Origin of the sequence: Clostridium omnivorum, from assembly GCF_026012015.1 — a bacterium.
Taxonomy (GTDB): domain Bacteria; phylum Bacillota; class Clostridia; order Clostridiales; family Clostridiaceae; genus Clostridium_AX; species Clostridium_AX omnivorum.
The window spans coordinates 525517-550750 of record NZ_BRXR01000001.1; the positions used below are offsets into that span (position 1 = coordinate 525517).

The 25234-nt window shown below is 31.1% G+C and carries 23 protein-coding genes and 1 other annotated feature; of the genes, 1 reads left to right on the plus strand and 22 read right to left on the minus strand.

Annotation, left to right across the window (positions count from 1 at the left end):
- Positions 1 to 207: 207 nt before the first annotated feature.
- The 4 genes from bsdE14_RS02390 to bsdE14_RS02405 all read right to left on the minus strand — a co-directional run bounded on the left by bsdE14_RS02390 (position 208) and on the right by bsdE14_RS02405 (position 6152).
- Positions 208 to 2481, minus strand: a complete 2274-nt coding sequence (locus tag bsdE14_RS02390; protein WP_264848337.1) for a transglutaminase-like domain-containing protein — start codon at positions 2479 to 2481, stop codon at positions 208 to 210.
- 8 nt (positions 2482 to 2489) lie between these two features.
- The gene (locus tag bsdE14_RS02395) at positions 2490 to 3656 is read right to left on the minus strand and encodes a DUF58 domain-containing protein (RefSeq protein WP_264848338.1); all 1167 of its coding nucleotides are present in this window, start codon (positions 3654 to 3656) and stop codon (positions 2490 to 2492) included.
- A 1-nt stretch (position 3657) separates the two neighbouring features.
- Positions 3658 to 4596, minus strand: a complete 939-nt coding sequence (locus bsdE14_RS02400; RefSeq protein WP_264848339.1) for an AAA family ATPase — start codon at positions 4594 to 4596, stop codon at positions 3658 to 3660.
- A 188-nt stretch (positions 4597 to 4784) separates the two neighbouring features.
- A complete protein-coding gene (locus tag bsdE14_RS02405) occupies positions 4785 to 6152 on the minus strand; it encodes a VanW family protein (protein ID WP_264848340.1) in 1368 nt (455 codons plus the stop codon).
- Between the two features lie 183 nt (positions 6153 to 6335).
- Here bsdE14_RS02405 and bsdE14_RS02410 point away from each other — a divergent pair, with 183 nt between their 5' ends.
- Positions 6336 to 7376, plus strand: a complete 1041-nt coding sequence (locus tag bsdE14_RS02410) for a M42 family metallopeptidase (RefSeq protein ID WP_264848341.1) — start codon at positions 6336 to 6338, stop codon at positions 7374 to 7376.
- Positions 7377 to 7474: 98 nt separating this feature from the next.
- On the opposite strand, the gene bsdE14_RS02415 is transcribed toward bsdE14_RS02410, so the two are convergent.
- The 18 genes from bsdE14_RS02415 to bsdE14_RS02500 form a co-directional block, all read right to left on the minus strand.
- Positions 7475 to 8545: a TolB family protein gene (locus tag bsdE14_RS02415; RefSeq protein ID WP_264848342.1), complete on the minus strand. Its 1071-nt coding sequence runs from the start codon at positions 8543 to 8545 to the stop codon at positions 7475 to 7477.
- Positions 8546 to 8758: 213 nt separating this feature from the next.
- The gene (locus bsdE14_RS02420) at positions 8759 to 9787 is read right to left on the minus strand and encodes a patatin-like phospholipase family protein (RefSeq protein ID WP_264848343.1); all 1029 of its coding nucleotides are present in this window, start codon (positions 9785 to 9787) and stop codon (positions 8759 to 8761) included.
- Between the two features lie 92 nt (positions 9788 to 9879).
- On the minus strand, positions 9880 to 10674 hold the full coding sequence (locus tag bsdE14_RS02425) for a lipid II flippase Amj family protein (protein WP_264848344.1): 795 nt from the start codon (positions 10672 to 10674) through the stop codon (positions 9880 to 9882).
- Positions 10675 to 10777: 103 nt separating this feature from the next.
- Positions 10778 to 11440 carry a B3/B4 domain-containing protein gene (locus tag bsdE14_RS02430; RefSeq protein ID WP_264848345.1) on the minus strand — a complete coding sequence of 221 codons (663 nt, stop codon included), beginning with the start codon at positions 11438 to 11440 and terminating at the stop codon, positions 10778 to 10780.
- 57 nt (positions 11441 to 11497) lie between these two features.
- Complete coding sequence (locus tag bsdE14_RS02435; RefSeq protein WP_264848346.1) at positions 11498 to 11908, minus strand: GNAT family N-acetyltransferase; 411 nt, start codon at positions 11906 to 11908, stop codon at positions 11498 to 11500.
- A 39-nt stretch (positions 11909 to 11947) separates the two neighbouring features.
- The gene (locus bsdE14_RS02440) at positions 11948 to 12493 is read right to left on the minus strand and encodes a GNAT family N-acetyltransferase (protein WP_264848347.1); all 546 of its coding nucleotides are present in this window, start codon (positions 12491 to 12493) and stop codon (positions 11948 to 11950) included.
- Between the two features lie 145 nt (positions 12494 to 12638).
- The gene (locus bsdE14_RS02445) at positions 12639 to 13226 is read right to left on the minus strand and encodes a GNAT family N-acetyltransferase (RefSeq protein WP_264848348.1); all 588 of its coding nucleotides are present in this window, start codon (positions 13224 to 13226) and stop codon (positions 12639 to 12641) included.
- 15 nt (positions 13227 to 13241) lie between these two features.
- Positions 13242 to 13874: a class I SAM-dependent methyltransferase gene (locus bsdE14_RS02450; protein WP_264848350.1), complete on the minus strand. Its 633-nt coding sequence runs from the start codon at positions 13872 to 13874 to the stop codon at positions 13242 to 13244.
- Positions 13875 to 13952: 78 nt separating this feature from the next.
- Positions 13953 to 15203: an MFS transporter gene (locus bsdE14_RS02455; protein WP_264848351.1), complete on the minus strand. Its 1251-nt coding sequence runs from the start codon at positions 15201 to 15203 to the stop codon at positions 13953 to 13955.
- Positions 15204 to 15240: 37 nt separating this feature from the next.
- Positions 15241 to 15966, minus strand: a complete 726-nt coding sequence (locus bsdE14_RS02460) for a hypothetical protein (RefSeq protein ID WP_264848352.1) — start codon at positions 15964 to 15966, stop codon at positions 15241 to 15243.
- 42 nt (positions 15967 to 16008) lie between these two features.
- Complete coding sequence (locus bsdE14_RS02465) at positions 16009 to 16545, minus strand: CDP-alcohol phosphatidyltransferase family protein (RefSeq protein ID WP_264848353.1); 537 nt, start codon at positions 16543 to 16545, stop codon at positions 16009 to 16011.
- A 159-nt stretch (positions 16546 to 16704) separates the two neighbouring features.
- Positions 16705 to 19020 carry an immune inhibitor A gene (locus tag bsdE14_RS02470; RefSeq protein ID WP_264848354.1) on the minus strand — a complete coding sequence of 772 codons (2316 nt, stop codon included), beginning with the start codon at positions 19018 to 19020 and terminating at the stop codon, positions 16705 to 16707.
- Between the two features lie 142 nt (positions 19021 to 19162).
- Complete coding sequence (locus tag bsdE14_RS02475) at positions 19163 to 21562, minus strand: valine--tRNA ligase (protein WP_264848355.1); 2400 nt, start codon at positions 21560 to 21562, stop codon at positions 19163 to 19165.
- 72 nt (positions 21563 to 21634) lie between these two features.
- Positions 21635 to 21886: a binding site (T-box leader), on the minus strand.
- A 94-nt stretch (positions 21887 to 21980) separates the two neighbouring features.
- Positions 21981 to 22418, minus strand: coding sequence for an NUDIX hydrolase (locus bsdE14_RS02480; RefSeq protein WP_264848356.1), 438 nt, complete (start codon positions 22416 to 22418; stop codon positions 21981 to 21983).
- A 382-nt stretch (positions 22419 to 22800) separates the two neighbouring features.
- Positions 22801 to 23226 (minus strand): NUDIX hydrolase, encoded by a 426-nt coding sequence (locus tag bsdE14_RS02485; RefSeq protein WP_264848357.1) that lies wholly within the window; start codon positions 23224 to 23226, stop codon positions 22801 to 22803.
- A 30-nt stretch (positions 23227 to 23256) separates the two neighbouring features.
- Positions 23257 to 23787: a GNAT family N-acetyltransferase gene (locus tag bsdE14_RS02490; RefSeq protein WP_264848358.1), complete on the minus strand. Its 531-nt coding sequence runs from the start codon at positions 23785 to 23787 to the stop codon at positions 23257 to 23259.
- A gap of 21 nt (positions 23788 to 23808) precedes the next feature.
- On the minus strand, positions 23809 to 24405 hold the full coding sequence (locus bsdE14_RS02495) for a DUF5071 domain-containing protein (protein ID WP_264848359.1): 597 nt from the start codon (positions 24403 to 24405) through the stop codon (positions 23809 to 23811).
- Positions 24406 to 24496: 91 nt separating this feature from the next.
- A complete protein-coding gene (locus tag bsdE14_RS02500; protein WP_264848360.1) occupies positions 24497 to 25102 on the minus strand; it encodes a uracil-DNA glycosylase family protein in 606 nt (201 codons plus the stop codon).
- Between the last annotated feature and the right edge of the window lie 132 nt (positions 25103 to 25234).

Genomic DNA, 25234 nt, shown 5'->3' on the forward strand with positions numbered 1-25234 from the left:
TGTGCCATATAATAGATTATATACTATTAAAATAAAAAAGCAATTTTTTATTATCATCATCTTCTCTTAAAAAGTTACAATTATTGCAATTATATTAATTTCTCTTCAATTTTTATAATCTATGTCAATAATTATAAAAAAACATATATTTATCACTTTGTATCAAATAAAAGTACCAACTCTTTACACAAAGAGCTGGTACTTTTATTATATGCTTTTAGATTTAAATTTTACTTTAAAAAATTTTAATATAGCTGAGAAATTAATGTAAAAATACTTCTTAATAAAGTATACAAAAATGTTTTGCCTACGTTTTAAATGCTTTTCTATGAAGTTATAAAATTCCTTTTTATCAAATTCAAGTGCTGTTTTCTTTCCATAGAATTCTTCATACACTAAATTAGAAACTATAGTAAGTCTTGCCCTTAATTCTTTTCCGTTAACATTTTGTATAAATTCTACATCTCCAAGATAATCAGGCTTTACTATTCCTATGGTTTTTAATCTTCTCATACTATATAAATACAGTGGTATTATGCTATTTGAATTGATTATCCTTCTCTTTCTAATTAACGACCATAGAATTCTACCAATTGTTATAAGTAAAATTATTGAAATGAAATATATTAAAACCAATACTTTAAGTGAAAGCTTTTGAATCTCTGATCCTTCACTGCCATCTAAATTTTGATCTCTTCCATTTCTCTTTATATTTGAATTCATTCCACTTACATCTGGAGAATTCTGTGTATTATCTACCTTTTCTTCATTTTTCTTTTGTTCCCTAACTAAGGTTGGTCCATCTGGGACTGCATCTACTGTATACCAAATACCCATTTGCTGGTTTTCCATAAAAAGCACTTCAGTCCATGCGTGGGCATTTTCATTAGACACTACGTAAAGGCCTTTATCATCTTTTCTTTCTGTCATATTAAAGCCTTCTACATATCTAGCTGGTACCCCTGCTATTCTGCACATAACTGTAAGTGCAGAGGCAAAATAAGTGCAATATCCCTTCTTTTCAGTGAAAAGGAAATAATCAACAAACTCTTTTCCTTCCGGTAAATCAGAAACCTTAATTGAATAGGTGTAATTTGAACTCAAGTAATCCTTTATCTTCTTTACCTTTTCTAAATCATTTTTACTGTCTTTCGTAATATCATAAACTAATTTGTAAATTGCAGGGCTAATGTTGTCTGGAAGCTGAAGATATTTTTTATATGTTTCAGAATAATAAATTGGCCCTACACCTTTTGATGCTGTACTCACATCAGCGAGCTTCAACTTTCCAACCTCTGATATTTGCATAAACTTTACAGTATAAGGTTTTTGTGTCATGCTGCTGTTCATAAAAGTTGGAATATCATCATAAAATACATCACCCTTTTCAGGATTTAAATCCACAGCATAGGAAGGAGTGAAGTAAGTAGACGTATTTAATTCTTGAGGGTAAATAGTCATAGAACTTCCTGAATCCATAAGATATCCTTTTGAAATATCCAGAGAGTTCACAGTAAGCTTATCACCTTTATCTTTATAGCTGTACTTTTTCTCGCTTTGGTCCCAAGATGAACCATCATAATAATCTTTAATTGTTCCTATTAAATAATACGGTTTATCGCTTTTAACTTTAAATGCAGTCAAGTCATTTAAAGTTAATGAACCTCCAAGTCTATTCTTGTTACCATCATACCCAGAATATGATAAATCATATCTAATTTTCTTTCCCTTTAATTCATCTGTTTCCTTATCATTTGCAAATTGATTATGAAATCTACTCTTTATGCTTGTACTATATTTTGCTCCAAAATTTTGTGGCATAATAATTGAAAACTGAGCCACAGCTAAACAAAACAGTATCATGTACAAAGAAACCTTTTTGCTATTTAACATAACCCTTATTCCGTGTTTTCTCATGTTTGCAGAATTTTTAATGTAAGTATTAACGCAATAGGTAATAAGATTCAAAAACACATATTGAAACAAATAATTTTTAACATCATCTGTATAGCCTGTATACCATAATAACAGTATTATTGTTAAATTTAGAATTAAAATATTATTAGGAAGTCCCTTTGTCATCAAGAGCATATTAAATAAAATTATTAATGGAACTGCAATAGCAAAAACAGCCTTAAATTCACTAAAACTCGTATCAATTGTATTGTAGAGCTTTGTATTGATAGTATTAAAATTGTGGATTATATCATTGTTTATAAAATTTAGTACAATTCCACTTTTAAAATAGAAAAATACTAAAAGGCTTACTACTATTCCTAAGGTAAACAAAAACTTATAAAGGCCTCTTTTTAATACACTATGGTAAAACCAGTATATAAGCGTGGCACCAATAAATAGTGCTGTTATATATACATAGCTAAAGCCTTCAATTTTGTATGAAATTTTCATTAGCCTTAGTATAAAAATAAAGTTAATATAAGTAAGCAGTATAAAAATCTTATTTTCCTTTAACCAACTCATATTTTCACCTAATTTCCGGCTTTATTTATCATTTCATTAAAACTTAAACATTGTATACCAATTCTATTTAGAAATTTAATATTCTCAAGCTTACTTAAAGAATTTGCATAATAAAAAACAGTAAGATTGTAACCTTTGTCTTTCATCATAATAAGATTATCCCTCATGCCATCATCAATCCTTGCGGTGATAATTCCTATCCAACTTAGCTTTGGAATCTTATCTAAATTTGAATTAATATAGTTTATAAAATTACTTTCACTATCACTCTTTTGAGTTAGAAAAAATTCCATCAGTTGAATGAAATCCTCTCTGCTATCTACCTCAAACTTTCTTTCTATAAGTGAATTTATAAAAAGCTTGCTTTTAATACCCTTTAGCTGCATATAGTTTACAATAGATACACAAAAATCAACTAACGCCTCTTCTAATACACCTGAATTATCGTTATCAATATTGTCTTTACTCATATTTAAAAACAAATTACTTTCTTCTCCAGAAACAGTTTCAAAGTTTTTTACATATAATTCTCCATGCTTGGCACTTACCTTCCAGTTTACCCTTTTCAAGCTGTCTCCTTCATTATATTTTCTTATATCACGAGTACTATATGCATCTTCAATATTTGTCTTACTACTTACAGTATTTTTGAATATATCGCTGCCATTTGAAACAAATTTAGATATATTATGAACTCTGGGATATACTTTCATAACTGAATAGCTATTAATATGCTTACCCCGTTGAAAAATATAAAACATGTCACTAACACTGCAGTATATATCTCCAAAATTATAAATTCCTCTTTGATTAAATTGTACCTCATTTTTTATCCACTTGCTCTCATCAGGATTGAGACACAAGCAATCGCTAACATACTTGGAATTTATATTTGACATAGCGCTATTTTTTATCAAAACATATGGAGACGGAAGTATGCTATAATTCTTCACAATTGTAGAAAACTGTGCAGTGTCCCCTGCGCTATACATTTCTTTATCAAATCTAACTTGAACAGAAATTGCTTTAATTTGAGCAAATATATATATAAGACCTATAAAAAAGGTCAAAGCAATCCCATAAAATATGCAATAAGGCAAATTCCCACCTTGTATAAATGCAAATATAAAGGCAACTACAAGCAAGATAAGGAACTTTTTGCTAACCCTAAACATATTACTTCACCCTTGGAACAGGCACTGTTTTAATTATATCTAGTAGAACGGACTCACTATCATAATTGCTTGCCCTTGCAAGAGCTGAGACAGATACTCTATGTCCTAATACAAGCAAAACATTTTCCTTAATATCTTCAGGTATTACAAAGTTTCTTCCATTAATTAATGCTGTAGCTTGCGCAATTCTTAAAAGAGCTAAAGATGCTCTTGTACTTGTACCTAATATTAAGTATTTATTATTTCTAGTTGCATCTGCTATATTTGCTATGTATTCATTAATTTCATCAGATACAAATACTTCCCTAGCCTTTTTCTGAAGTGTAATAATATCTTCAGCACCAGCCACACTTTGAATTTCCTCAAGAGGTTCATCATTTCTATATATTTTTAATATTTTAGCTTCATCTTTCTTATCTGGATATCCTATTCCAACTTTTATCATAAATCTATCTAGCTGAGCTTCTGGTAAAACAAATGTACCTTCACACTCTATTGGATTTTGTGTAGCTAGTACAAAAAAAGGTTTTTGAAGTTTTATTGTATTATTTCCCTCTGAAACTTGTCTCTCTTCCATAACCTCTAAAAGAGCTGACTGAGTTTTAGGTGATGTTCTATTTATTTCATCTGCTAGAACTACATTTGCAAAAATAGGTCCCCTTCTAAATTCAAATTCCATTGTTCTCTGATTATAAATAGATATACCTGTAATATCAGATGGAAGTAAATCAGGAGTAAATTGGATTCTGCTATAAGTTAAATTTAGTGACTTTGATAGAGCTTTTACTAATGTAGTTTTACCTACCCCAGGTACATCTTCAATTAGAATATGTCCATCTGCTATTATTCCTTTTAGAATATTGTAAATCTCTAATCTTTTTCCAATAATTACCTTTTCAATATTGTATACAATATCCTTTATTAATTGTTGTTCATCCATTGTTAACGCCCCCCAAAAAACAATAAAAAATATTAATTCTTTCTAGCAAAAATATCAGTAAACTAATTATACCATATTATTAAATTTTTTCTATAAGCCCCTTTCATCTTCCACAAAAATAATCATTTAACAAAAAATCCCTTACACTATACAGTATAAAGGATTTTTTAATAATATACTATTTAATTTTATTGTTTTTTTCTTGTTCCGCGTTTTACAGTTCCATCTACTTTATTATAAGTTTCATTTGTGATTAAATCATGAGCTATGAGTTTTCCATTTTCATAAGTATTTTTATATACCCTAACCTTATATCCAATAGATGCTGGCTGTACGGTTTCGGTTACTCCTTCATCCATATTTGGATCATCAACATACTTCACCTCTGGCTGCATTGTGTCATATACCTCATTGACTAAGTCATAGGTTCTAGAAGTAAGACTTTTATCTGAGTAAACACTAAAAACTATATTTCTATTTTCAGTATAAGCTTCTATATATACTGGAAACTCTAAAGTATTTTTAAATTTATAATCTATATTGCCATAATCTACTGTAGCATCCATGCCTAATCCTATATAGTGAGAAGGAAGTGTATGATGAATTCTTTCCACAGTCTGCAAATTAGCTCTAATTGCTGCATTATATAACGTAGTAGAAACTTGGCATATACCGCCACCCAATCCTGAATCTACCTTATTTCCTATGATAACTGGTGCTTCCTGGAATCCTCGACTGGCAGTTCTTTGCCCAACTACATCATTAAAACTAAAGGTCTCTCCTGGCATTAATACCTTTCCATTGATAAAACTTGTTGCAAGAGATATGTTAGTAGCTCTTGCAGCGGTGGATGTTGAAAAGTTAGTACTAAAGCTTGAAAGTTTTGTATTTATTTTTGAAAGTTTGTCTCCAGTTATAGATGCTTGTACATCTTCTACAGGAGCTTGTATTTCAACATCGCCATTTAAGTCTCCACTAATTTTACTCAAAATATCCTTTTCCAAATTCTCTGTATTTAATTTTGAACCTTTTTTATCTGGAGTTATTGAAAAATTTCCCCTACTAACCATATTTATAGCAGCATTTGCAGGTTGTTTATCAATTTCCTTTTGCATTACACCAATCAACTCTTTAACAGGTTTTGAATCAAATGTAAAGCTACCGGTTAATTTAAACTGTTTGGGAGTAGGACTTTTAATAAGTTTATTTTTCTGTAATAGACCCTTATCTTTATTATAAGAAAATGCTTCGTCTACAATTTTTTCTATATTGTATTTTGCACTTAATTTTTCATAGTTCAATGTATATGTTTTTTCTGGGGCTTTAATGTTTATTTTTTTCTTTATTAAAGCATCTCCATACTTTTGATTTAATATGGCTAAAGCTTCTACTTTTGTTTTACCAGATAGATCTACATCTTCTACTTTAACACCTGGATATATTACATTATCATAAGCTTTAACTTTGTTACTAATATTATTAAATGAAATACCTGCTGCTACAGCTGAAACCAAAACAACTGATGCAAGAGTTATTATAATTACGTTTTTTTTCATGCAAACCACCTCTCTCCCTGTAACATTATACTATATATTTTCGAATATTAATATGAGTAATAAATACTTTTTCTTACCTTTTATTCAATTTTATTTTTTTTTATGTTAAAATTAATTTGATATAAATATAAATACGTAAATAAATTTATTTCGTTCAATTTTTTAGATGAAAGGGGTTTAATCATGAATTACAGCAAGGAAAAAATTAAGTATTATTTAAACAGCATTCTTACAATTCCTAGTCCAACAGGTTATACAAACAAGATAATGGACTACATAAAGGAAGAACTACATCTTTTAAGCGTTCCATATACTACTACTAACAAAGGTGCAGTTATTGTAACTATAAAGGGTAAAGATGATAATTATCAAAGAACTTTTTCAGCACATGTAGATACATTAGGTGCTATGGTTAAAGGATTAAAGTCAAATGGTGCTCTTTCAATAGTTCCAGTAGGCGGCTTCATGATGAATTCTGTAGAAGGCGAAAATTGTACTATAGAAACTCTTGATGGTAAAACTTACACAGGCACTATACAAACCATAAAACCATCAGTACATATCAGCGGTCAAGATGCTCGTGAACTAAAAAGAACTCCTGAAAATATGGAAGTTGTTTTAGATGAAAAAGTATCTTCAAAAGATGATGTAGAGGCACTTGGAATCAATGTTGGAGATTTTGTTTGTTTTGATGCAAGAACAACCTTTACTGAAAAGGAATTCATAAAGAGCAGACACCTAGATGATAAGGCAAGTGTTGGTATTCTCTTATATGCAATAAAATATATTACAGAAAATAATATTGAACTTCCACATACTACAAATTTCTTTATTAGTTCATATGAAGAAGTTGGACATGGTGCTGCTGCTGCTATACCTGAAAACACAAAAGAATTTATTTCAGTAGATATGGGAGCTCCAGGTCTGGACCAAAACTCCTCAGAATACAGTGTATGTATTTGTGCTAAAGATTCTTCAGGTCCTTATGATTTAGACCTTAGAAAAAAGCTTGTTGATACTTGCAAGGAAAACAACATTGATTATAAAATAGACATATACCCATTTTACGGTTCTGATGCCTCTGCAGCACTTGGTGCTGGTTGGGATATAAGAGCTGGACTTATTGGTCCTGGAGTATTTGCATCTCATGCTTATGAAAGAACTCATATGGATGCTGTAATTGCTACTCTTGATTTAGTTATAAAATATTCCACTGAAGAGTAAAATTATAAAAAAGTTGTTGTGCATGGAACCCGGTTTCCATGCACAGCAGCATCATTTATTTTTTACAATATAAAGGCTGATTGAAAATAATCAGTCTTTTATTTAAAGTTTATGTTATATCGAACTAGTTCAAAGTTACTAGTTTTTGAGCTATATCTTAACGCATAGAGTTCATCGCTGTTTTTCCCCCAAGTACTATCAAAAAAACTTTGCTTACTGGGAACTAAAAAATGCTGCTCCATATTAAATTTAATAGCTTCTTTTGCCCATTCTTTAATTTCAGAATCCTTGTCTTCAAACTCTTCCTTCGTTACTTTAATTTTTTTGTTATTGCTTATATTTGCTATCCATACATTTGAATAATCTTTATCAAGATATAAATTTTTATGCCATAAACCTTTTTTATATGCGGAGGTTTGTTTTTCAAATTTTGTATAGCTTATGTAATTGCTATCTGGCGACCATGCTGCATATTTTCCTATATCTATAAGTTTATTTTCCTTTGTCTGTAAATTCAGAGTATATATTTTTTCTTTAAGTTCATAGGCTAGTTTTATTCCATCATTGGATAATGAAGGATTATACCCTTCTATAATATTCTCATTGTTCTTGCCATCTTTTGAAATCTTATAAACTCCTGGTTCTTTTTCTACAAATCCATGTCCTTCTGGTCCTGGCAGCACAGTTACGCTAAAATAAATAATATCTCCATCAGGAGTAAAGTTAGGTTTAGCAAAAGTCTTTTGAGGATCCTCTGAAGAAATTACCTTTTTTATTTCGTTTGACTTCCTATCTAATATATATATCCCATTACTCCTTGCAAAAGTGATTAATTCATCGTCTTTCGAGTAAGAAGGGTTATAGCATCCACCAATTTTAGTAAGCTGATTTGTTTCATTGCTGCTAAGCTGCATTTCATAAATGTTATCTCCATTTCCAAACAATAATTTACTGCCGTCACTATTTAGTACCGGATTAAAGTAAATTCCCTCAGCTACTACAGCATTATTTTTTTCATAACTATTTAAGTTAGAGACACTTGTGCTTAAATTATTATCTTTATCATCCATTAAAGTTTTCCTTTTCTCTATACTCAAACTATTGAAATACAAAGCTAATGCTGTAACTAAAATTGCTACTATGCTAAATCTTATAAAATCCTTTTTCACTTGTACCCCTCCTTACTTTCTTTGAACTCATACTGGAATAAATTAATTCAAAATTATATTTCCAAATAAGTCAGCTTTTTATCCATAGGTACAAGTTATTATTTTAAATTTAATTGATTACAATCTTATACATAAGTCTTAATATAAAAAAATAAAAGACAGCCTTTTGCTGTCCTTATTGCTTATTTTTAACTATTTATTTTCTCTAGTAAATTAGGCCTCTCTTTTATTGCTGCTACCGTATTTTTCAGGTTTAGCATCTTTATTGAGCTTCCTTACTTCTCTCAAATTATTATTTATATTCATTAATTGCTTAAGCTTTTTTAATTCATCTTCCAAGGATTGCTTTTGAATAAGCAACTCTTCAAGTTTCATTTGTATTATTTCATATTTTTCTTCTAAAAACTCACCTATATCCTGTGATTTATCATATTCTTTAAATATTTCACTAAGTAACACTACTCCATCTTTATAACCTTCTAACACTCTATCGATAGCATCATGTCTTGAAAAATTTAAAGTACCTCTAAGCCATCCTCCTAAATCCTTTGATGGAATTAATTCAATTATCTTTGCACCCGGATAAAGGCTCTTATCTATTCTATTTCTTTTGTTGAAATATACTACAAATATTATATTACAACCAGAATCATAAAGCGGTTTAACTGGCACATTGTCAATTAAGCCACCATCCATATAGAACTTTTCATCAATACATTCGCGTTCAAAGACCAAAGGTATTGCAGAAGTGGCATGTAACAACGTTCTAAGCGAACTATTGTCAAAATCCTTAATATTAAAATAGTGGGCTTTAATGTCTGGTACTTCTGCACAGCAGATATAGCATTCCTTATCTATCTTTTTTATTGCTTCATAATCAATATACTCATCAATAAGTTCGTTAAGCCCATCTCTAGAAACAGTGCCATATTCCTTTAATCTTTCTTCCCATTCTAGTACGCTCTGTAAATTATTTCTTGATACACTTAAGCAAAACATATTTCTAAGTATAAGTTTTTCATCTATTGGAAGCATTTTTTCCTGAGATATATTTATCCATATATCTTCTGCAGCACTATATTTATCCTGAAAAAACAACATAGCATTTAATGCACCAATAGATGTACCAGATATTGCACTAATATGTTTATCAATACCAAAGGACTTTAATGCCTTCCAAACTCCAACCTGGTAGGCACCCTTCCCCCCTCCGCCAGCAAAGACTAAACCTATCTTTGACATAAAGTACATCACCTGCTTTGCATTTATATTTTATACTAACCATTATACTCACTAATACTACTTTTATAAACTAGAAATATAAACTATATAAATTATCTGAAAAATAATGTTATGAATTTAGCACCAGGTATAAGTAGTAATTGTCCTAAAAGTGTACCGATCAGTTTTGTACTAATTAACATAATTACTAATGTTTTTACGTCTCCATATTCCCTTTTCCCTCTGTAGGCTTCATCAGTAATTATTGAAGCCATAGGATCTATAAAAATAGTAAGCAGAATACTTGCTATTCCATTAATCATGCCAGAAGATGCAGAAACCGCTAATCTTTTGTCTGGAACATAAATCGAAGCATAATATGCAGCTAAAACGCCAATAGTATATATACCAGTTATTACTGCATTTATTAATAGCATCTTCTTAGGTATGTTTTTATATCTTAATCCTCTGATCATACTTTTGGAGGGCCTCACAGTACCATTCTTAATCCTCTTAATATTAGCTATGCTTAAAGATTGTATAACTAAACTTGGGATAGACCCTGTATCCTCAAGTTTTAGAACCGATTTTGAAAACACCTTTAAAAAAGTAGGTATAAGTACAATTCCTAAAATAGTTCCAATAGTTGATGCAGATATAACATATCTCATCTCATTTATAGGATTGTACTTAATTCTTATACTCTCTTCTATTATTGTTCCTATTAATGGTCCCTGCAGCATATTAGCAGTTCTTGAAATCAAAACTATAAGATTAAAAAGAGAAGTAGACAGTGCAAAATTTCCGTTCTTCACTGAACTTAATCTCACAGAATACGCTAATGTATCAATCAAATGTATAACAATAGTAAGAACTACCAGTTCTATAATTAAATTTGTTCCTATCATGACTCCCTCCCTGCTAATCAAGTATATCAACCTTAGCTTTTTATTATAATCTCATCCTCATATTTATCGTTAATTATTAAAATATTATTTTGGCTATTATATATTACTGAATTATCTTATACTCAATTTCTTCACCAGAAGCATACTTTTCAAGTAAATTCACAGCATCTTTTATATATGTATCCAGCTTTTCACTACCATTAAAAGAAATTATGTTCATCAATATATAATTTGTATCTTCAGTTATCATAGCTCTTCTAGAATCGGAAGTAGTACTCCCAAACTTTCCTTTTTCATCTTCAAACACTGGCAAGTTTTCTAAATTGATGCTGCCCCTTCCAATTCCCTCGTAGTTTTCGCCTATATCTCCTACTGTAAAGCTTATGCTAGCTCCTATATTATCAATGTCATAGGTTCCTACTGAATTCGCAGTTCTTAATGATATTAGATTATTAATATCTACAATGTTATTCACCTTATATAGTTCTAACCCCTTAACTAATCTTCTAATTAAAGATTCCGATGAAAGCCTATATTTACTTGGATCTTTTCCTAGCATTTTATATGCTTTTCTTGAAGCTTTTATGTTTTCAATTTCAAGTACATCCTTTAATTCTAATTTGTTTATAAATTTTTGACTTTCATCATTAATCTCTTCCCAAAGTTTCTCACTTGAATCACTAACTTTTACCTTTGCTTTAATACAAGCAATAGCAACCTCTGGGCATTTTTCTTTTATTTTATTGCTAATACTAATATTTATCATAAGTTATTAACCTTTCTATTTACTATATTATTTCCTAACAAAAGATAATTTGTAATGCTACAATACTTTACTAATTGTCACAATATCTTTTCTTAATTCATATCCAAGCTTTTCATAAAAATCAACAACCCCAATATTTGAGTTTTGTACCCAAAAGGATACTTTTACTACACCATTTTCTTTAAATTTATTTTCTAAGCATTCCATAAGTATTGTACCATAATCATTACCCTGATAATCTGGATGAACAGCAAGGTGATGAATTAATCCCCTTCGACCATCATATCCACCTAATACACACCCAATAATTTTATTATCTATTGTTCCAACCATGCTTGTCTCTGGATTCATAAAGATAAACTTTTGAATTTCTTCTTTACTATCTGATTTTCCTAAGCTTATGCCGCATTTCTGCCAAAGTTGATAGACCTCATAGTAATCTTCAATTTTCATATTTCTAATATTCATCTCACTACCTCCTATACTATAAGATAATAGGTAATCACACTACAATAATAGCGCCATTGTATATGAATCAATAAAAGTACCATCGGATAATAATTTATCCTTTTTTAGTGTTCCTTCTATTTCAAAACCTAATTTTAAATATAAGTTTATTGCCCTAAAATTATTAGCATCAACTTGAAGAGTAATTCTTGATATACCGTTTTCTTTTGCCCATTTAATTGATGTTTCCATAAACCTTCTTCCAATTCCTTTTCCACAATAATCTTTTAGAATTGCTATTCCTAAATTTGCTGAATGTCTTAGCCTTCTCCTAGCATTTCCATTAACTGCACAAGTTCCAATTATTTTACCATCAACTTCTGCTAGGATAAATAAATTTACTTCTGATTCTAATTTACTTTGAAGAAACATTTTTTCTTGCTCAATTGTCAATGTAAGTTCTCCAGGTTCTCTTAGTAAAAATGGTGTTTCATAATCTAGCTTCTTAATAACTTCGAGCAATTCCTCTGCATCATCAATATGTCCATTTCTCAAAACTACTATCTTCTCATCAAACTTATACTTCTTTTCTTCTATCTTTGACAATTAACTCATCTCCTTAGAATTTACCCTATAACATGCATATTCCTATAAGTAGATTATAAGTTATAATTTTACAATTTGCTATATAAAAAAGCTGCTCAATAAATTTAAGCAACTTAAATACTCTCAAGTCAATTAATCTAGCTGGCTATTTTATATAATATCGCATCATCTGTTTCCACTTAGATCTTTTGGCTGCTAGTACAAAGCCAGCTTCTTCAAAGGAACTAGGAATACCTGTCCATAGGAATGCAGCTGGAACTTTATTATCATAAGGTACACTAGGATAAGCTTCAACTATTTTAGCATCATTTAATTTGCTGTAATTAACTGCAGCCTTAATTAATTCTGTTGAGATACCCTTTCTTCTATATTGTTTTGATATATAAAGGCAAGTAATTGACCATACAGCTTCGTCATCTATTCTCTTAAAAACCCTGGAATTTTCAAGTCTTATGTATTGGTCTCTTGGTGCAACCGCACACCAGCCAATTGGCTTTCCATCTAAATATGCCAGCACTCCTAATGTCTCATTTTTCTCTACTAAGCTTTTTATTGCGCTTTTATTTAACTCACCTTTTTGTTTCTCAAACTCCGACTTTTTTAACCTCCAAGACATACACCAGCAGCCGCCACAAGCTCCATTTTCTCCAAATAACTCTTCAAGGTCATTCCACCTATTTTTGTCTAATGAGTATACAGTTAAGTTTATTTCACTATTTTCATACACTAACATTTTTTCTCCTTATCACTATTTGTTTAATTTTTTTACAGCTATCTCCCACGCTATTTTAACCTTCTTATATCTATTAATCTCATTTTCATTAATGTATTCAATTTTCCATTCCTTAAAAAGTTCTCTCAATTGCTTCTCATTGAAAAATCTCTTTAGTTTGCCTTCAATATTATAATAGTTCTCTTCTATGCTTAACCCTTCTCCAGCTCCATAATTTTCATCATTAGTGGAGTTAACCCTGCAAAGAAAAAGCCCTTCCTTCATTAACACCCTATTTATTTCCCTTAATATACTTTGAGTTTCATTCCAAGTAAAATAATGCAATGAAAGATCAGAAATTATTACCTGTGTACTGTTATTTTCAAAAGGTAGTCCATCTTTGAAATCAAAGCATTTTATATTCAAATTATTAGTATAATGGCTTAGCTTTTCTAATGCTTCCTCTGAAAAATCACAGGAGATTACTTCATATCCCCTTTCTATGAGATAAAGAGTATCATTTCCAGATCCGCAACCAAGGTCAATAATTGGGATATCTTTCGATTTCATGAGTTCTTTTTCATATTTATCTAACCATAAATCATATGTAGGCATTTTATTTAAAACCCCATCATAAATTTTATTCCAAATGTCCTTTTGCTGATCCATTTTATAGTTCTCCCTTCCAATATATAAATCGTATCAATGTATTAATAAACCATTAGGCTGTAATAAATTATATTTATTTTATACAGCCTCGGTTTCTGGAATTTCCTGAATTTTATTATCCATCAAATAAAGTCTATACATTAGAATAGCTGCAATAATAGAAATTCCACCTATAAAAAGCCATAGATTTCTAATGTTTGTATATTTAACGTATATTCCAGCTATTATAGGTCCACCCATAAATCCTAGCTTCCTTATTATTGGAAATATTGAATTAAATCTTCCTCTATGTGAAGCTGGTGAGTGATCAGCAATATATACATTAGTGTTAGTTGCAATTAACATTTCTCCCATTGTCCAAAGCATTGCTGATATTACAAACAAAGCATAGCTATGTATAAAATAAATCATTCCAAAACCAGCTGCATATAATATTCCTCCTATTGCAATACATAAAGACGCCTTCATTTCTTTAGTCATTACAGTTAAAAACATTGGAATAATGCTGCACATTACTGCATTAACTGTCATCAAGCTTCCAAAGATTGTCGCTGAATTCTTTCCAAATATCTCTCCAATTTGAATAGAAAGTCCAAAATTGAATTGAGAAAATACTATAAAGTATATAACTATTATGAAAGAAAATAAAAGTAAAGTTGGTCTTTTAAGTAGTGCCTGGAGTAGTGTACCTTCTTCGGATTTTTCCAACTTATTATGTCTCTCCGTTGATTTTTCTTGTTTTGCTGGCATAGTCTCAGAGATAAAAATAGCTACAAGTATTACTGAAATAAAAGTTGTAATAGCATCTCCTAAGAAAAGCCAATTTAAATAATTGTTATATAAGAAGCCTCCTAACAGCGGTCCAACTGAAAAACCTATATTCAAAGCCATATACTGCAAAGAAAAAGCTGTGTTCCTTTGCTCTCCTTCTGTTATATCCGTAATAATAGTACTGTAAACAGGTAATGAGTAGCCACCAAGAAAATTTGATATAATTAGTAAGCAAGTCAAAATAATTGGATTTCTTGTAAGCACACATAAGATTAAAGCTGCCGCAGAAGCAGTCCTAAATATAATAAATATCTTCTTTCTTCCTACAACATCAATCAACTTTCCTCCATGTGCTGAGGCCAATAAGCCAACAAAGCTGTTTACTGCCACAATTATTCCTACTACCTCAACATTCATGCCTATAGAATAAGTTAAAAACATAGTTAGAAATGGAGCTACAAAGTTACCTAGATTATTGATTATTGATGCAAAAAATATGATATAAACACCCATAGGCATATTTTTATATGGCAGCAATAATTTTTTTAGACTTTTCATATATTCCCTCATCCCCTTTGCGCTAAAATACCCACTGCTATTTAGTAGTCCATTGAATATTTAGACTAGAATTAATATACTGAGTACTTTTTCCTGTTTCTAAATCCATAATATATTGCTTTTTCTTACCCACAATTAGCCCTAATATTTTCCCAAAATCATTATAAACTAGATATTTCCCATCAGGAGATAATCCTACTGGTCTATAACCTGTAAATTTATCAGAATACATACCAATAAACCTCTTTATACATTTTTCTTCACCATTACTCATCATGTAAATAGAACCTTTTTTTTCATAAACTTCTACCTTGGCATTTTTACAGGAAATATAGTCTGTATCCATTTCAACTACTCGATAATCATCTAAAACCTTCTTTTCTTCTGGCTCCTTAATGTAAACTGGTGTAGTTTCACCTTCCTTAATACCAAGAATACTAAATTTTCCTTTATATACTGCTTCAAACTCTATTTGTCCAGTTTCAGGTAAATAACAAAAATCTATTATATTATCATTTTTATCACCATTATCATAATTACCATTACCTACGTTGCTATAAATTAGCTTTTCATTTTTCATGTTTGCATCTGCTTTATATAAAATTAAAACTCCGTCAACTCTCTTAGTATAATATATTTGTCCACTTAGGTTATCTAAAATTTGAGAGTTTGCTGACATATCAATCTTATTAATAATTAATGGTATCAAAAGTGCAATAATTATAGCTATTACAATAATTATTTTCTTTCCAGCAATTTTCATCAATTATCCCCCCCTTTTATGCGTGATTATATGAATTTATTATTAAAACAAAATGCTTCTTCTGTTTAAATCAGGTTCTGCAAATTTAATAGTTATAAGCAGCTCTTCAGCAGCAGCAGCAAATGCTGTTATCAATACTATCCATAGTATAAGTCCATTTTGAGTATACAAAAACCAAATAGGCAGAAAAAAAAGCATAAAACCAGCTGCCTTATTTGCAATTGTATGAACAAAAGTAATCTTTTTATATTTTAATTTAGTAAACAACATATTTATAAGTCGTATAATTATAATTAATATGAGTGCTGCTAAATGCACACCTTCCATAATTGATAAATACAGCTTTAGAAATATGAAAATAAATATTGTATAAAATACAAAGTCAGCAATTGAATCTAATTTTGCGCCTAAATCACTTTCACATCCAAACCTTCTGGCTATTATACCGTCACATACATCAGTTATACCAACTACAATATAAATAGCTTCAAAACCACTCGGAACATGCATAAGTGGAATCAATAATAAAGACAATATAATTCTCAATATAGAAAGTATGTTGGGTACATATCTTATCATATAAAACTCCATTCTATGTTAATTATAGCTTACGAACTAACCTATATGTTGATTATAAACCACTATTTTACATATTGCTATATAAAAAAATCTTAAAGCAAAGGGATAAGTCTTATAAAAACTCATCCCTATTTGCAGAATTTTATGGAATTTTTAAATCTACTTTCTTACAGTTATAGTTGCTGTAGAATTATCATTAGTCTGAGCAGCTATATCTATCTTTAGTCCAAGATTAGGAATATTACGCCCTACATATGGAAGTGAAGAATTAAGGTAATTAGTTGTATCTGTAAAGGACGGATATGCTGCTAAGCTATTGTCTGTTGTAGTACGAGTAGAAGATGTAATAGTAAATTTGTTTTGAGCATATTTACTAAAAGCTGCATCCTTCATTTGGAATAGGTTATCAGCGTAGTAAGCTTTTCTTCCTTCTGTATAAGTTATATTATTCTGATCTGCATCAACTATTCCTAAAAAGCCATTACCTGGATGAGTCCCTGTCCAGTTGTCTGAATAGAAGTCATCAACATACCAAAGTACTATTCCTGGGTCATAAGCAAAGACTCCTCCGCTAACGGCATTGTGAGCTAATGCCTTATCCACTCCATAATAACTTCTAAGCTCAGCTAGGTAATATTGTTTAGTTGTTAGAACCCCGTTAGTTTTTGAAAAACCTACAAAGCTGAAGCCTGAACTTGTATCTGGGTCATCTACATACAAGCTTTTTTTCGCTGCAGTAATATTAATATTATCAATATAGAAGCCAGCTCCATAAACAGCTTCATCTGTATTATAAGTAAATTTCAGATATATGTTCTTTCCTGCATAAGCACTTAAATTGAAGTTTGCAGTAACCCAACCTCTTGAGGTACCTGTAATAAGATTGGTTACATCCACTACTGCATCAGCATTATGAGTGGTAGTAGTAATGCTTCCTGGTATATCTGTCCAAGTTGTACCATCTGTACTTACTTTAACTGCTCCGTAATCCCATCCTTGCTCTATATCATACCAAGCACTGAAAGTTAAAGCCGGCCTAGTGCCTGACGGTAAATTAATAGGTGATATTGTTTGCATAGAAGTTGCAACCTTTTCACCATCCTTACCTTTACTTCCCCAGTAAGCTAAGGAACCTGTAGGTGGTGTAACAACTTTTGTCTCTTTATCTGGTAAGCTAATTCTAACAGCCTGCTGCTCTCCTGTAAGCAGATTGTTATCGCTAGCCTGTCTTAGATTTATTGTAGTTCCTAAGGAAGTCAATGTACTAAAATCAATTACAGCAGCCTTCTGCCAACTTCCACCATAGCTTGCTTGAAAAAATTGCTTAGCATAGGGGCTAAAGCCTGAAGGTTCTGTTCCTGGAACTGTTCCATTCCAGCTACCTGAAGACATTATTGACCAAGCAGCTATTGGCTCGCCAGTTGAGGAACTATATTGGGTATCATATTCGTCAGGAAGTCCAAGATCATGCCCAAATTCATGTGCAAATACACCTGCTGCTCCATCCTCTGGCTCAAGGGTATAGTCAAAAGCAGCATAAGCTGTTCCTGGAATTTGATAGTTTTCACCTAAATCCCATCTATGTGACCATATTGCATCCTCAGCAAGACTTCCACCACCTGCTTCTTCACCTACACCAGAATGAATAACCATAACATGGTCTATTATTCCATCAGGTTCGTTGTAGTTTCCATCTCCATCTATATCATATCTATCTTCCTTGTCAAAGTTTGCTAAATTTAAATTAGGGTCAGCTGCAGCCTTTGCTAGAGCTTCCTTAACTAAATCTCTAGGTCTTAAATCATCACCATTAGCATCATTACCGCCATAATAAGCTGCAGTGTTAGATGCGGTATACCAACCTGCAACCTGCCCTTGAACTAATAAGCTTCCTCCTGATTGAGCTAAGTAATACTGTTTCATTGATATGAGATTTTGTCCATTGGGTCCAACATATCCGTTGTCACCAAAAATCATATCATTAAAATGTGCTGTATTGTAATCAGAATAATACATATCAGTTTCAGTTGGTTTTATATTATTGTGCTTAAAGTCGGAATAATCAATTAGCAGCACAAGTACGTTAACAGTCTTTGAAGGAGTAGTCACTGATGAAGTACCCTTCTTCATATAGTTTGCTAATTTTTTACTTTGTGCAGCCTGCAAGCTCTTTTGCTTTTTTGATATTGACTTAAGCTGGCTTCCCTTAGCCTTCTCATTCATGTACTTAATAAATGCTTCATGTGCAGCTTGATTACTGGCATCCTTAGATATCTTTCCTTCCTTTTTAAGCATCTCAATAATTTTATCTTCTCTTGCGATACTCTGATCAGTTGGTCCTCCATACTTATAGAACATATTCTCACTGTAACCTAGATCAGGTTCTACTTTTGCATTTACTTTAGCATTAAAACTAGTAGTGCCAATAAGTAAAAATAGTGACGTTGAAATGGCTAAAAGTTTTTTTGATAACATTGAATTCCCCCATAATATAGTTACATACTACTTTATGAGAGCAACCCAAGCTGTTATTACTAAAGGTAAAAATTTTATAATACAAAAAATAATTACAGACAAAGCATCTTTTTATTATATTATGCTTTGCCTGAAAAATATTTTACTTTATATCAACGTCACATTGATAACTTATGCTATATTTTATTTCTTCAGCCCAAGTACATGCTTTGATATCCCTTAAGGTTTTCTGGAGATAATTAACTTGTTTTTCTGGAATACTTATATTAAGAATATTTATCTTTTCCTTTAGAGAAAGATTTCTTTCTGATTTATATCGTCTTACTTCACCTATTAATTTTTTAATATTTTCTCCAAAGCTTAATATATCTTCATTATTTGTGTCAGCTTTCATATTCCACTGCAATTTATGAATGGAAATTGATTTTTCAAATTTCCTATAAAATGACTGGTATATTTCTTCTGTGATAAATGGTACATATACAGCATAAAGCTTTAAAAGCTCTAGTAGCGTATTATATAGGGCATACTGTGCTGATATTCTCTCTTCCTTTCCATGTATTTCTGGTTTATAAAGTCTATCCTTTACAATCTCCAAATAATTATCACAAAAGTCGTTCCAGAAGAACTCATCTATTTCGTGTTTTGCAAGTCCAATCTCATAATGATTTAAGTATTCTTCTGCTGTTTTCCCCAATATCTTAACTTTTTCAATTATCCAAGAATCAATTGGCATTAGCTCTTTAGGCAGCATTCCATTGTAGTCCTGCAGCTGTATAATACAAAAATTAGCAGCATTCCAAAGCTTTGTCAAAAACCTCTTAGATGTTTTTAGTTCATCCTCTGAAAACATAGTGTCTGTTCCAAGCTTTGCTCCAGCAGCCCAATATCTTAATGCATCTGCAGAATGCTTTTGTATTAGTTCATTTGGAGAAGAAGCTGCATTATTTTTCGATTTGCTTATTTTCTCGCCCTTCTTTGCTAAAACAAAACCACATACCATTATATCCTTCCAGGGTAATTGACCAGTATGAAATAGGCTCCTAACTATTGTGTAAAATGCCCAGGTTCTTATTATTTCATGTGCTTGGGTTCTCATACCCATTGGAAGAAGCTTTTTTGTTATATCTTTTTCCGTATTCCATTTTGAGTTTATTAGTGGCGTCAGTGAAGAAGTTGCCCAGGTATCAAAAACAGCAGTTTCTGGAGTAAATGTAGTGCTGCCACAAGTGCACTCTGAAGAAGGTTTTGATTCTAAAGGATTTACTGGTAATTCCTCCTCCTTTGCAAATATAACCTTTCCACATTTGCTGCAATACCAAAGAGGAAATGGTATACCAAAGTATCTTTGCCTTGAAATGCACCAATCCCACTTTAAATTCTCTACCCATGTTATATATCTATTTTTCATAGATGCTGGATACCAGTTTATTTCATCTGCAGCTTCTAAATACCTTTCTCTTTCGCTTAAAATATCTATATACCACTGCTTTGAAGGTATTATTTCTATTGGCTTGCCGCATCTCTCATGGATTGAAACTGTGTGAGTTATTACTTCACTTTTTTTTAATAAATTTTTACTTTTCAGTATTTCAATAATTTTTTCTCTTGCACTAAAAACTGTTAAACCACTAATTAGTGGAACATTATCTGCTACTCTGCCATTACTTTCTATAACTTTTCTATAAGGCAGCTTATGCTTTTCATACCATTCAACATCTGTAATATCTCCAAAGGTTGCGCACATTACTATTCCTGTTCCCTTTTCTAAACTTGCGTTTTCATCTGAAAGAATAGGTATTTCATAGTTGTATAATGGAACTACTGCATTTTTTCCTATATATTTTAAATATCTTTCATCTGATGGGTTTATAAATAAACAAACACATCCATAAAGCAGCTCTGGTCTAGTGGTTGCAACTATTAGTTCCTCCCCATCAACCATAAAAGGTATATAATTAAAAGTTGCTTCCTTTTCTGCACTTTCAAGCTCTGCTTGGGCTATTGAAGTTTGACATGTTGTACACCATAAAACCGGCGACTCTTTAATATATGCTTTACTGGCCCTTGCCATATCTAAAAATGCCTTTTGTGATATTTTTCGTACCATAGGATTAATGGTTTCATACTGAAGGCTCCAATCTACGCTAAATCCCATGGATAGCCATAGCTTTTTAAACTCTTCTTCGTATTTTTTTGTTGTTAATAAGCATTTATCAATAAATTCACTCCTTGGCATGGATACAGCTCTTGCATTTTGCTCTTTTTCAACAAGTCTTTCTGTTGGTAGTCCATTATCGTCAAAGCCAAAGGGATAAAATACTTCCTTGCCCAGCATTCTTTGAAATCTAGCAATAATTTCTGCCTGGGTATAAGAAAATATATGTCCTATGTGAAGACTGCCGCTTATTGTTGGCGGTGGAGTGTCAATTGAAAAAGTTTCCTTATCACTATCATTTTCATATTTATATATATCATTATTTTGCCAATATTCCTGCCACTTCTTTTCTGACTCTGCTGGATTATATTTTTTATTAAGCATTTGCAATACCCCCTAATTTTTAATTTTTCTCTAACTGCGCATTTAGAGAAAATAAAAAACCTTCGTCCTAACTAAAAGGACGAAGGTTGAATCTCCGTGGTACCACCTAAATTTGTACAAATGTACACACTCAATATAGTACGGGCATATCTGCCGATACCATTTCCCTTCTAACGGTAGGAACTCCGTTAAAGCCTACTCACCCAAAGTTTTCGGTTTAAAGCTCCAAGGCTACCTTCATCACATCCATCATGGGAAATTTCCACCATCATTCCCTCTCTTTATTTCAAGTATGCAATTACTCTTCCTCATCAAAGCCACTATTTGTTTAATTAATAATATAATACTAACCTCAATAAATATTGTCAACAGAAATTTCAAAATAATTCAATATATTTAGAAACTTAACATTAATAATTTATTGCTCTTTTAAAAACTCTAATACCCTTTTATGTAAAAATGGCTGAATCAAAGGGTAAGTTAAATCACCCGGTATATTATCAGCTAATTTAATTTCGCTTATTTCAAATTGAAGACAGCTGTCTAATTCCTCTACCTCTGAATAAAATAGCTGCCCATAGGATTCTGTGTAATTTATATTTTCATCTCTCTCTACTGAATAGACACATACAGGAGTCATATTAAACCTTGTAGCTCCAGTTTCTTCAAATAACTCTCTTGAAGCCGTATCATTAATATTTTCATTTTCTTCTCTATGCCCTCCAGGAATTTCAAGGGTCTGCCTATCCTTGTGCCTAACATAAATCCATTGATTCTTATACCTTGTCATAATTACTGCAAACAATAATTTACTATCCTCTATAGTATTTAAATCGTAAAAGTTAATTTTAAACATACAATTTTTCTCCCTTATAATTAGCTGGAATTTGGTTCTTCATCAATAAACTAATTTCTAATTATAAATATTATTATATTGATATTTCTAAAATGTCAGTTATTTTACTAAAATCATATTCTTTCAATATGCCTGCACTTGGATCATAGTATTTGCCATCAAAGAATATAATCAAATGTGCTTTTATATTTATAATACAGCATTTAGGAAGATCTATATCTTGTTTTACGTTGTAAATTATTTTATCTGAGTGAGCTATTCCAACTTAATCCTTCCTACTTATATATTACAAAGATGCCCTTCTAGAAAAGATATAGAACGCTGGTTATATTTTTCTATCAACATCTAATTTAAATTCTGGCTGCGTCACATATGCAAAATATTATACATTCCCATCATAATTTAAATACGCTTGAAAACGCTGACGGATGGCTGGTGTTGTAATCATTTCAAGCACTTTATCTTTCGGTATCCAACACGACTCTGAATTTTCATCTGAAGTACACAACTTTCCATCAATAAAAGTACAAATAAAATCCATCATTACCTTGGTAGGTACTTCTTTAACCCCATTATATCCTTTATTCGTTGCTATATTTGATGAAATTGCAAAGAGTTTTTCTACTTTCACATCAATTCCGCTTTCCTCTTTTATTTCTCTTGCAACTGCCTCAATAAGATTTTCTCCAACCTCAACCTGTCCACCTGGAAAAACCCATCCTCCGTGATATGTCTTTACTAATAGGATTTCCCCCTTATCATTTTCAACAACACCTGCTGCTGCAACAATATGTGTTGGCATTATCATTTACCCCACCCCTTTATACCTTTGAAATTATTACTGACAACCTATCTCATTAGGATTTATGAGTATATAATTCATTTTATCTTCACATCTATCATGCATATTATAAAAGTGCTCGTCACAATTTATAAATTCAAACCCTAATCTTTCAAATATCTTTTGCATCCTAATATTTGAACCCATTGTATCAGCATATATATTTTTTAATTTAAGTGTACTAAACACATACTCTATTGCCAATTTAACTGCCTCTGTCCCATATCCAAGGCCCTTATAATTATCATTAACAAGAGCAATTCCAAGCTCGCATCTGCTTTTTTTATAATCAACCCTTTTAAAAGATATCTCACCAATTGGAGTACCATTAGGTAAAAATATTCCAGCCCTAGGATACCATGATTCCTTTTCAGTAATTAACACATATTTTTCATCTACTTTTTCTTCGTCATAAACATAAGGATTAGGATCCATAACTGGATCAGCAACATAGCTTTTCCAATACCTATGATATTCTTCCCTTGAGAATGTTTTAAGATAAATATTATCACCCTGAATGTTAATCATAGTTTCTTCCTTTCAGACAATTTATTTTTCAATTGTCCCTATGAATTCATCAATATTTTCTACCAGGTCAAGATATAATTCCCTTTTCCTTTTGCTAATGGATAAAGCCTTTTTGCTATCAATAAGTTCATACTCATTAAGCAGCTTTAATGCTTGTAAATCAACACCTTCGATTACAAGATTATTATTCATAGTAATAGCTAGTTCTAATAAATTATCCTTAATTTGAGTTCTTAATTCCTTGTCCCATTTACTTACTACCTCAGACAATAGCCATATTATCCAAATTCCATCCCCTGATTTTAATACTTGTTTAACATATGGAACTATGACATCATCTATTGTAACTAATAATCCTACTATTTCCTTTGAGCCAGGCCAGTTCATATCTTGAATCCATTCTAAAAGACCGGGAATTATGGATTTAACCCTTGGATATCCAATTTGCTTTAAAACTATTGCTGCATTTCCCCAGTAACTCTTTGATACTGGCTGTAAAAGCATGTATAATTTTGACTCTTCAATATTTACAAGCTGGCTTATTGCATAATCCTGTAAGTATTGTGGTGCCTCTAAATTTAAATTACTTATATATTCTTCTATTTCAATGTTATCCATCGATCTCTCCTAATTTTTAAATCTATATATTAAGAATTTTATATTTCAACCTTATCTAAATAACCATTTATAATTTTTAAAATTGTTGATTTTATTTATATTTTACAATTCCTGCGTATTCAAAAGCGTTCCTTATATCTTCAGCTATCATAATTCTCTTGCTCTTCTCAATATTAAAGCTATCTCCAGTCTGGGTATAAGATGGGAAAAACCGAATGCCATTTGAGCTGTAAATTTCTTTTCTAATTTTATAGGTTGATCCGCTCCGAATAACATTAGCTCCGTATTTTCTCTTAAATATATAATTAATGGACTTTATAGCAAAGTCACCCATACACATAATGGACTTTACATTTTTAAATGGTTCAATCTCTTTTTCTAAAACCTGACTACACCTTTTGATTGTAGCAGCTGAAACAAGATAATCTTTCTTACTGCACTTTATAGCAGTTGTTAGATAAATTCCTAATTCATTTAGCTCACTAATAGATTCTATATGATATCCAGCATCATCTAATGCTTGGCACGTTGTTTTAAAAAATGCAGCTTGCTCAGTAGTATAAAAAAAGTCGTTCAAATTTTTAGGTAAAGCCTCTGAAATCATTAAGACTTTGATGTTACTACTGGATATTTTTGCAGTAGGCAAAATTGCCTCTAAATTTACATCTATACAATTTCTTTCACAATTACACTCCAACTAATATTACCTCCATTAAAAATAATAATTTCTCTTTTGCCTAAGCATTTTTCAATTACTCATGCTACATCTTACTTATATATAGATTATAGACCACATTTTTACATAGTTCCATAAAAAATCCTTATTCAA

Bases quoted from the DNA above. Each gene is read 5' to 3' on its own strand.
- bsdE14_RS02390 (WP_264848337.1), bottom strand. From the start codon at position 2,481: ATGAGTTGGTTAAAGGAAAATAAGATTTTTATACTGCTTACTTATATT.
- bsdE14_RS02395 (WP_264848338.1), bottom strand. From the start codon at position 3,656: ATGTTTAGGGTTAGCAAAAAGTTCCTTATCTTGCTTGTAGTTGCCTTT.
- bsdE14_RS02400 (WP_264848339.1), bottom strand. From the start codon at position 4,596: ATGGATGAACAACAATTAATAAAGGATATTGTATACAATATTGAAAAG.
- bsdE14_RS02405 (WP_264848340.1), bottom strand. From the start codon at position 6,152: ATGAAAAAAAACGTAATTATAATAACTCTTGCATCAGTTGTTTTGGTT.
- bsdE14_RS02410 (WP_264848341.1), top strand. From the start codon at position 6,336: ATGAATTACAGCAAGGAAAAAATTAAGTATTATTTAAACAGCATTCTT.
- bsdE14_RS02420 (WP_264848343.1), bottom strand. From the start codon at position 9,787: ATGTCAAAGATAGGTTTAGTCTTTGCTGGCGGAGGGGGGAAGGGTGCC.
- bsdE14_RS02425 (WP_264848344.1), bottom strand. From the start codon at position 10,674: ATGATAGGAACAAATTTAATTATAGAACTGGTAGTTCTTACTATTGTT.
- bsdE14_RS02430 (WP_264848345.1), bottom strand. From the start codon at position 11,440: ATGATAAATATTAGTATTAGCAATAAAATAAAAGAAAAATGCCCAGAG.
- bsdE14_RS02435 (WP_264848346.1), bottom strand. From the start codon at position 11,908: ATGAATATTAGAAATATGAAAATTGAAGATTACTATGAGGTCTATCAA.
- bsdE14_RS02445 (WP_264848348.1), bottom strand. From the start codon at position 13,226: ATGTTAGTGTATGAAAATAGTGAAATAAACTTAACTGTATACTCATTA.
- bsdE14_RS02450 (WP_264848350.1), bottom strand. From the start codon at position 13,874: ATGGATCAGCAAAAGGACATTTGGAATAAAATTTATGATGGGGTTTTA.
- bsdE14_RS02455 (WP_264848351.1), bottom strand. From the start codon at position 15,203: ATGAAAAGTCTAAAAAAATTATTGCTGCCATATAAAAATATGCCTATG.
- bsdE14_RS02460 (WP_264848352.1), bottom strand. From the start codon at position 15,966: ATGAAAATTGCTGGAAAGAAAATAATTATTGTAATAGCTATAATTATT.
- bsdE14_RS02465 (WP_264848353.1), bottom strand. From the start codon at position 16,545: ATGATAAGATATGTACCCAACATACTTTCTATATTGAGAATTATATTG.
- bsdE14_RS02470 (WP_264848354.1), bottom strand. From the start codon at position 19,020: ATGTTATCAAAAAAACTTTTAGCCATTTCAACGTCACTATTTTTACTT.
- bsdE14_RS02475 (WP_264848355.1), bottom strand. From the start codon at position 21,562: ATGCTTAATAAAAAATATAATCCAGCAGAGTCAGAAAAGAAGTGGCAG.
- bsdE14_RS02480 (WP_264848356.1), bottom strand. From the start codon at position 22,418: ATGTTTAAAATTAACTTTTACGATTTAAATACTATAGAGGATAGTAAA.
- bsdE14_RS02485 (WP_264848357.1), bottom strand. From the start codon at position 23,226: ATGATAATGCCAACACATATTGTTGCAGCAGCAGGTGTTGTTGAAAAT.
- bsdE14_RS02490 (WP_264848358.1), bottom strand. From the start codon at position 23,787: ATGATTAACATTCAGGGTGATAATATTTATCTTAAAACATTCTCAAGG.
- bsdE14_RS02495 (WP_264848359.1), bottom strand. From the start codon at position 24,405: ATGGATAACATTGAAATAGAAGAATATATAAGTAATTTAAATTTAGAG.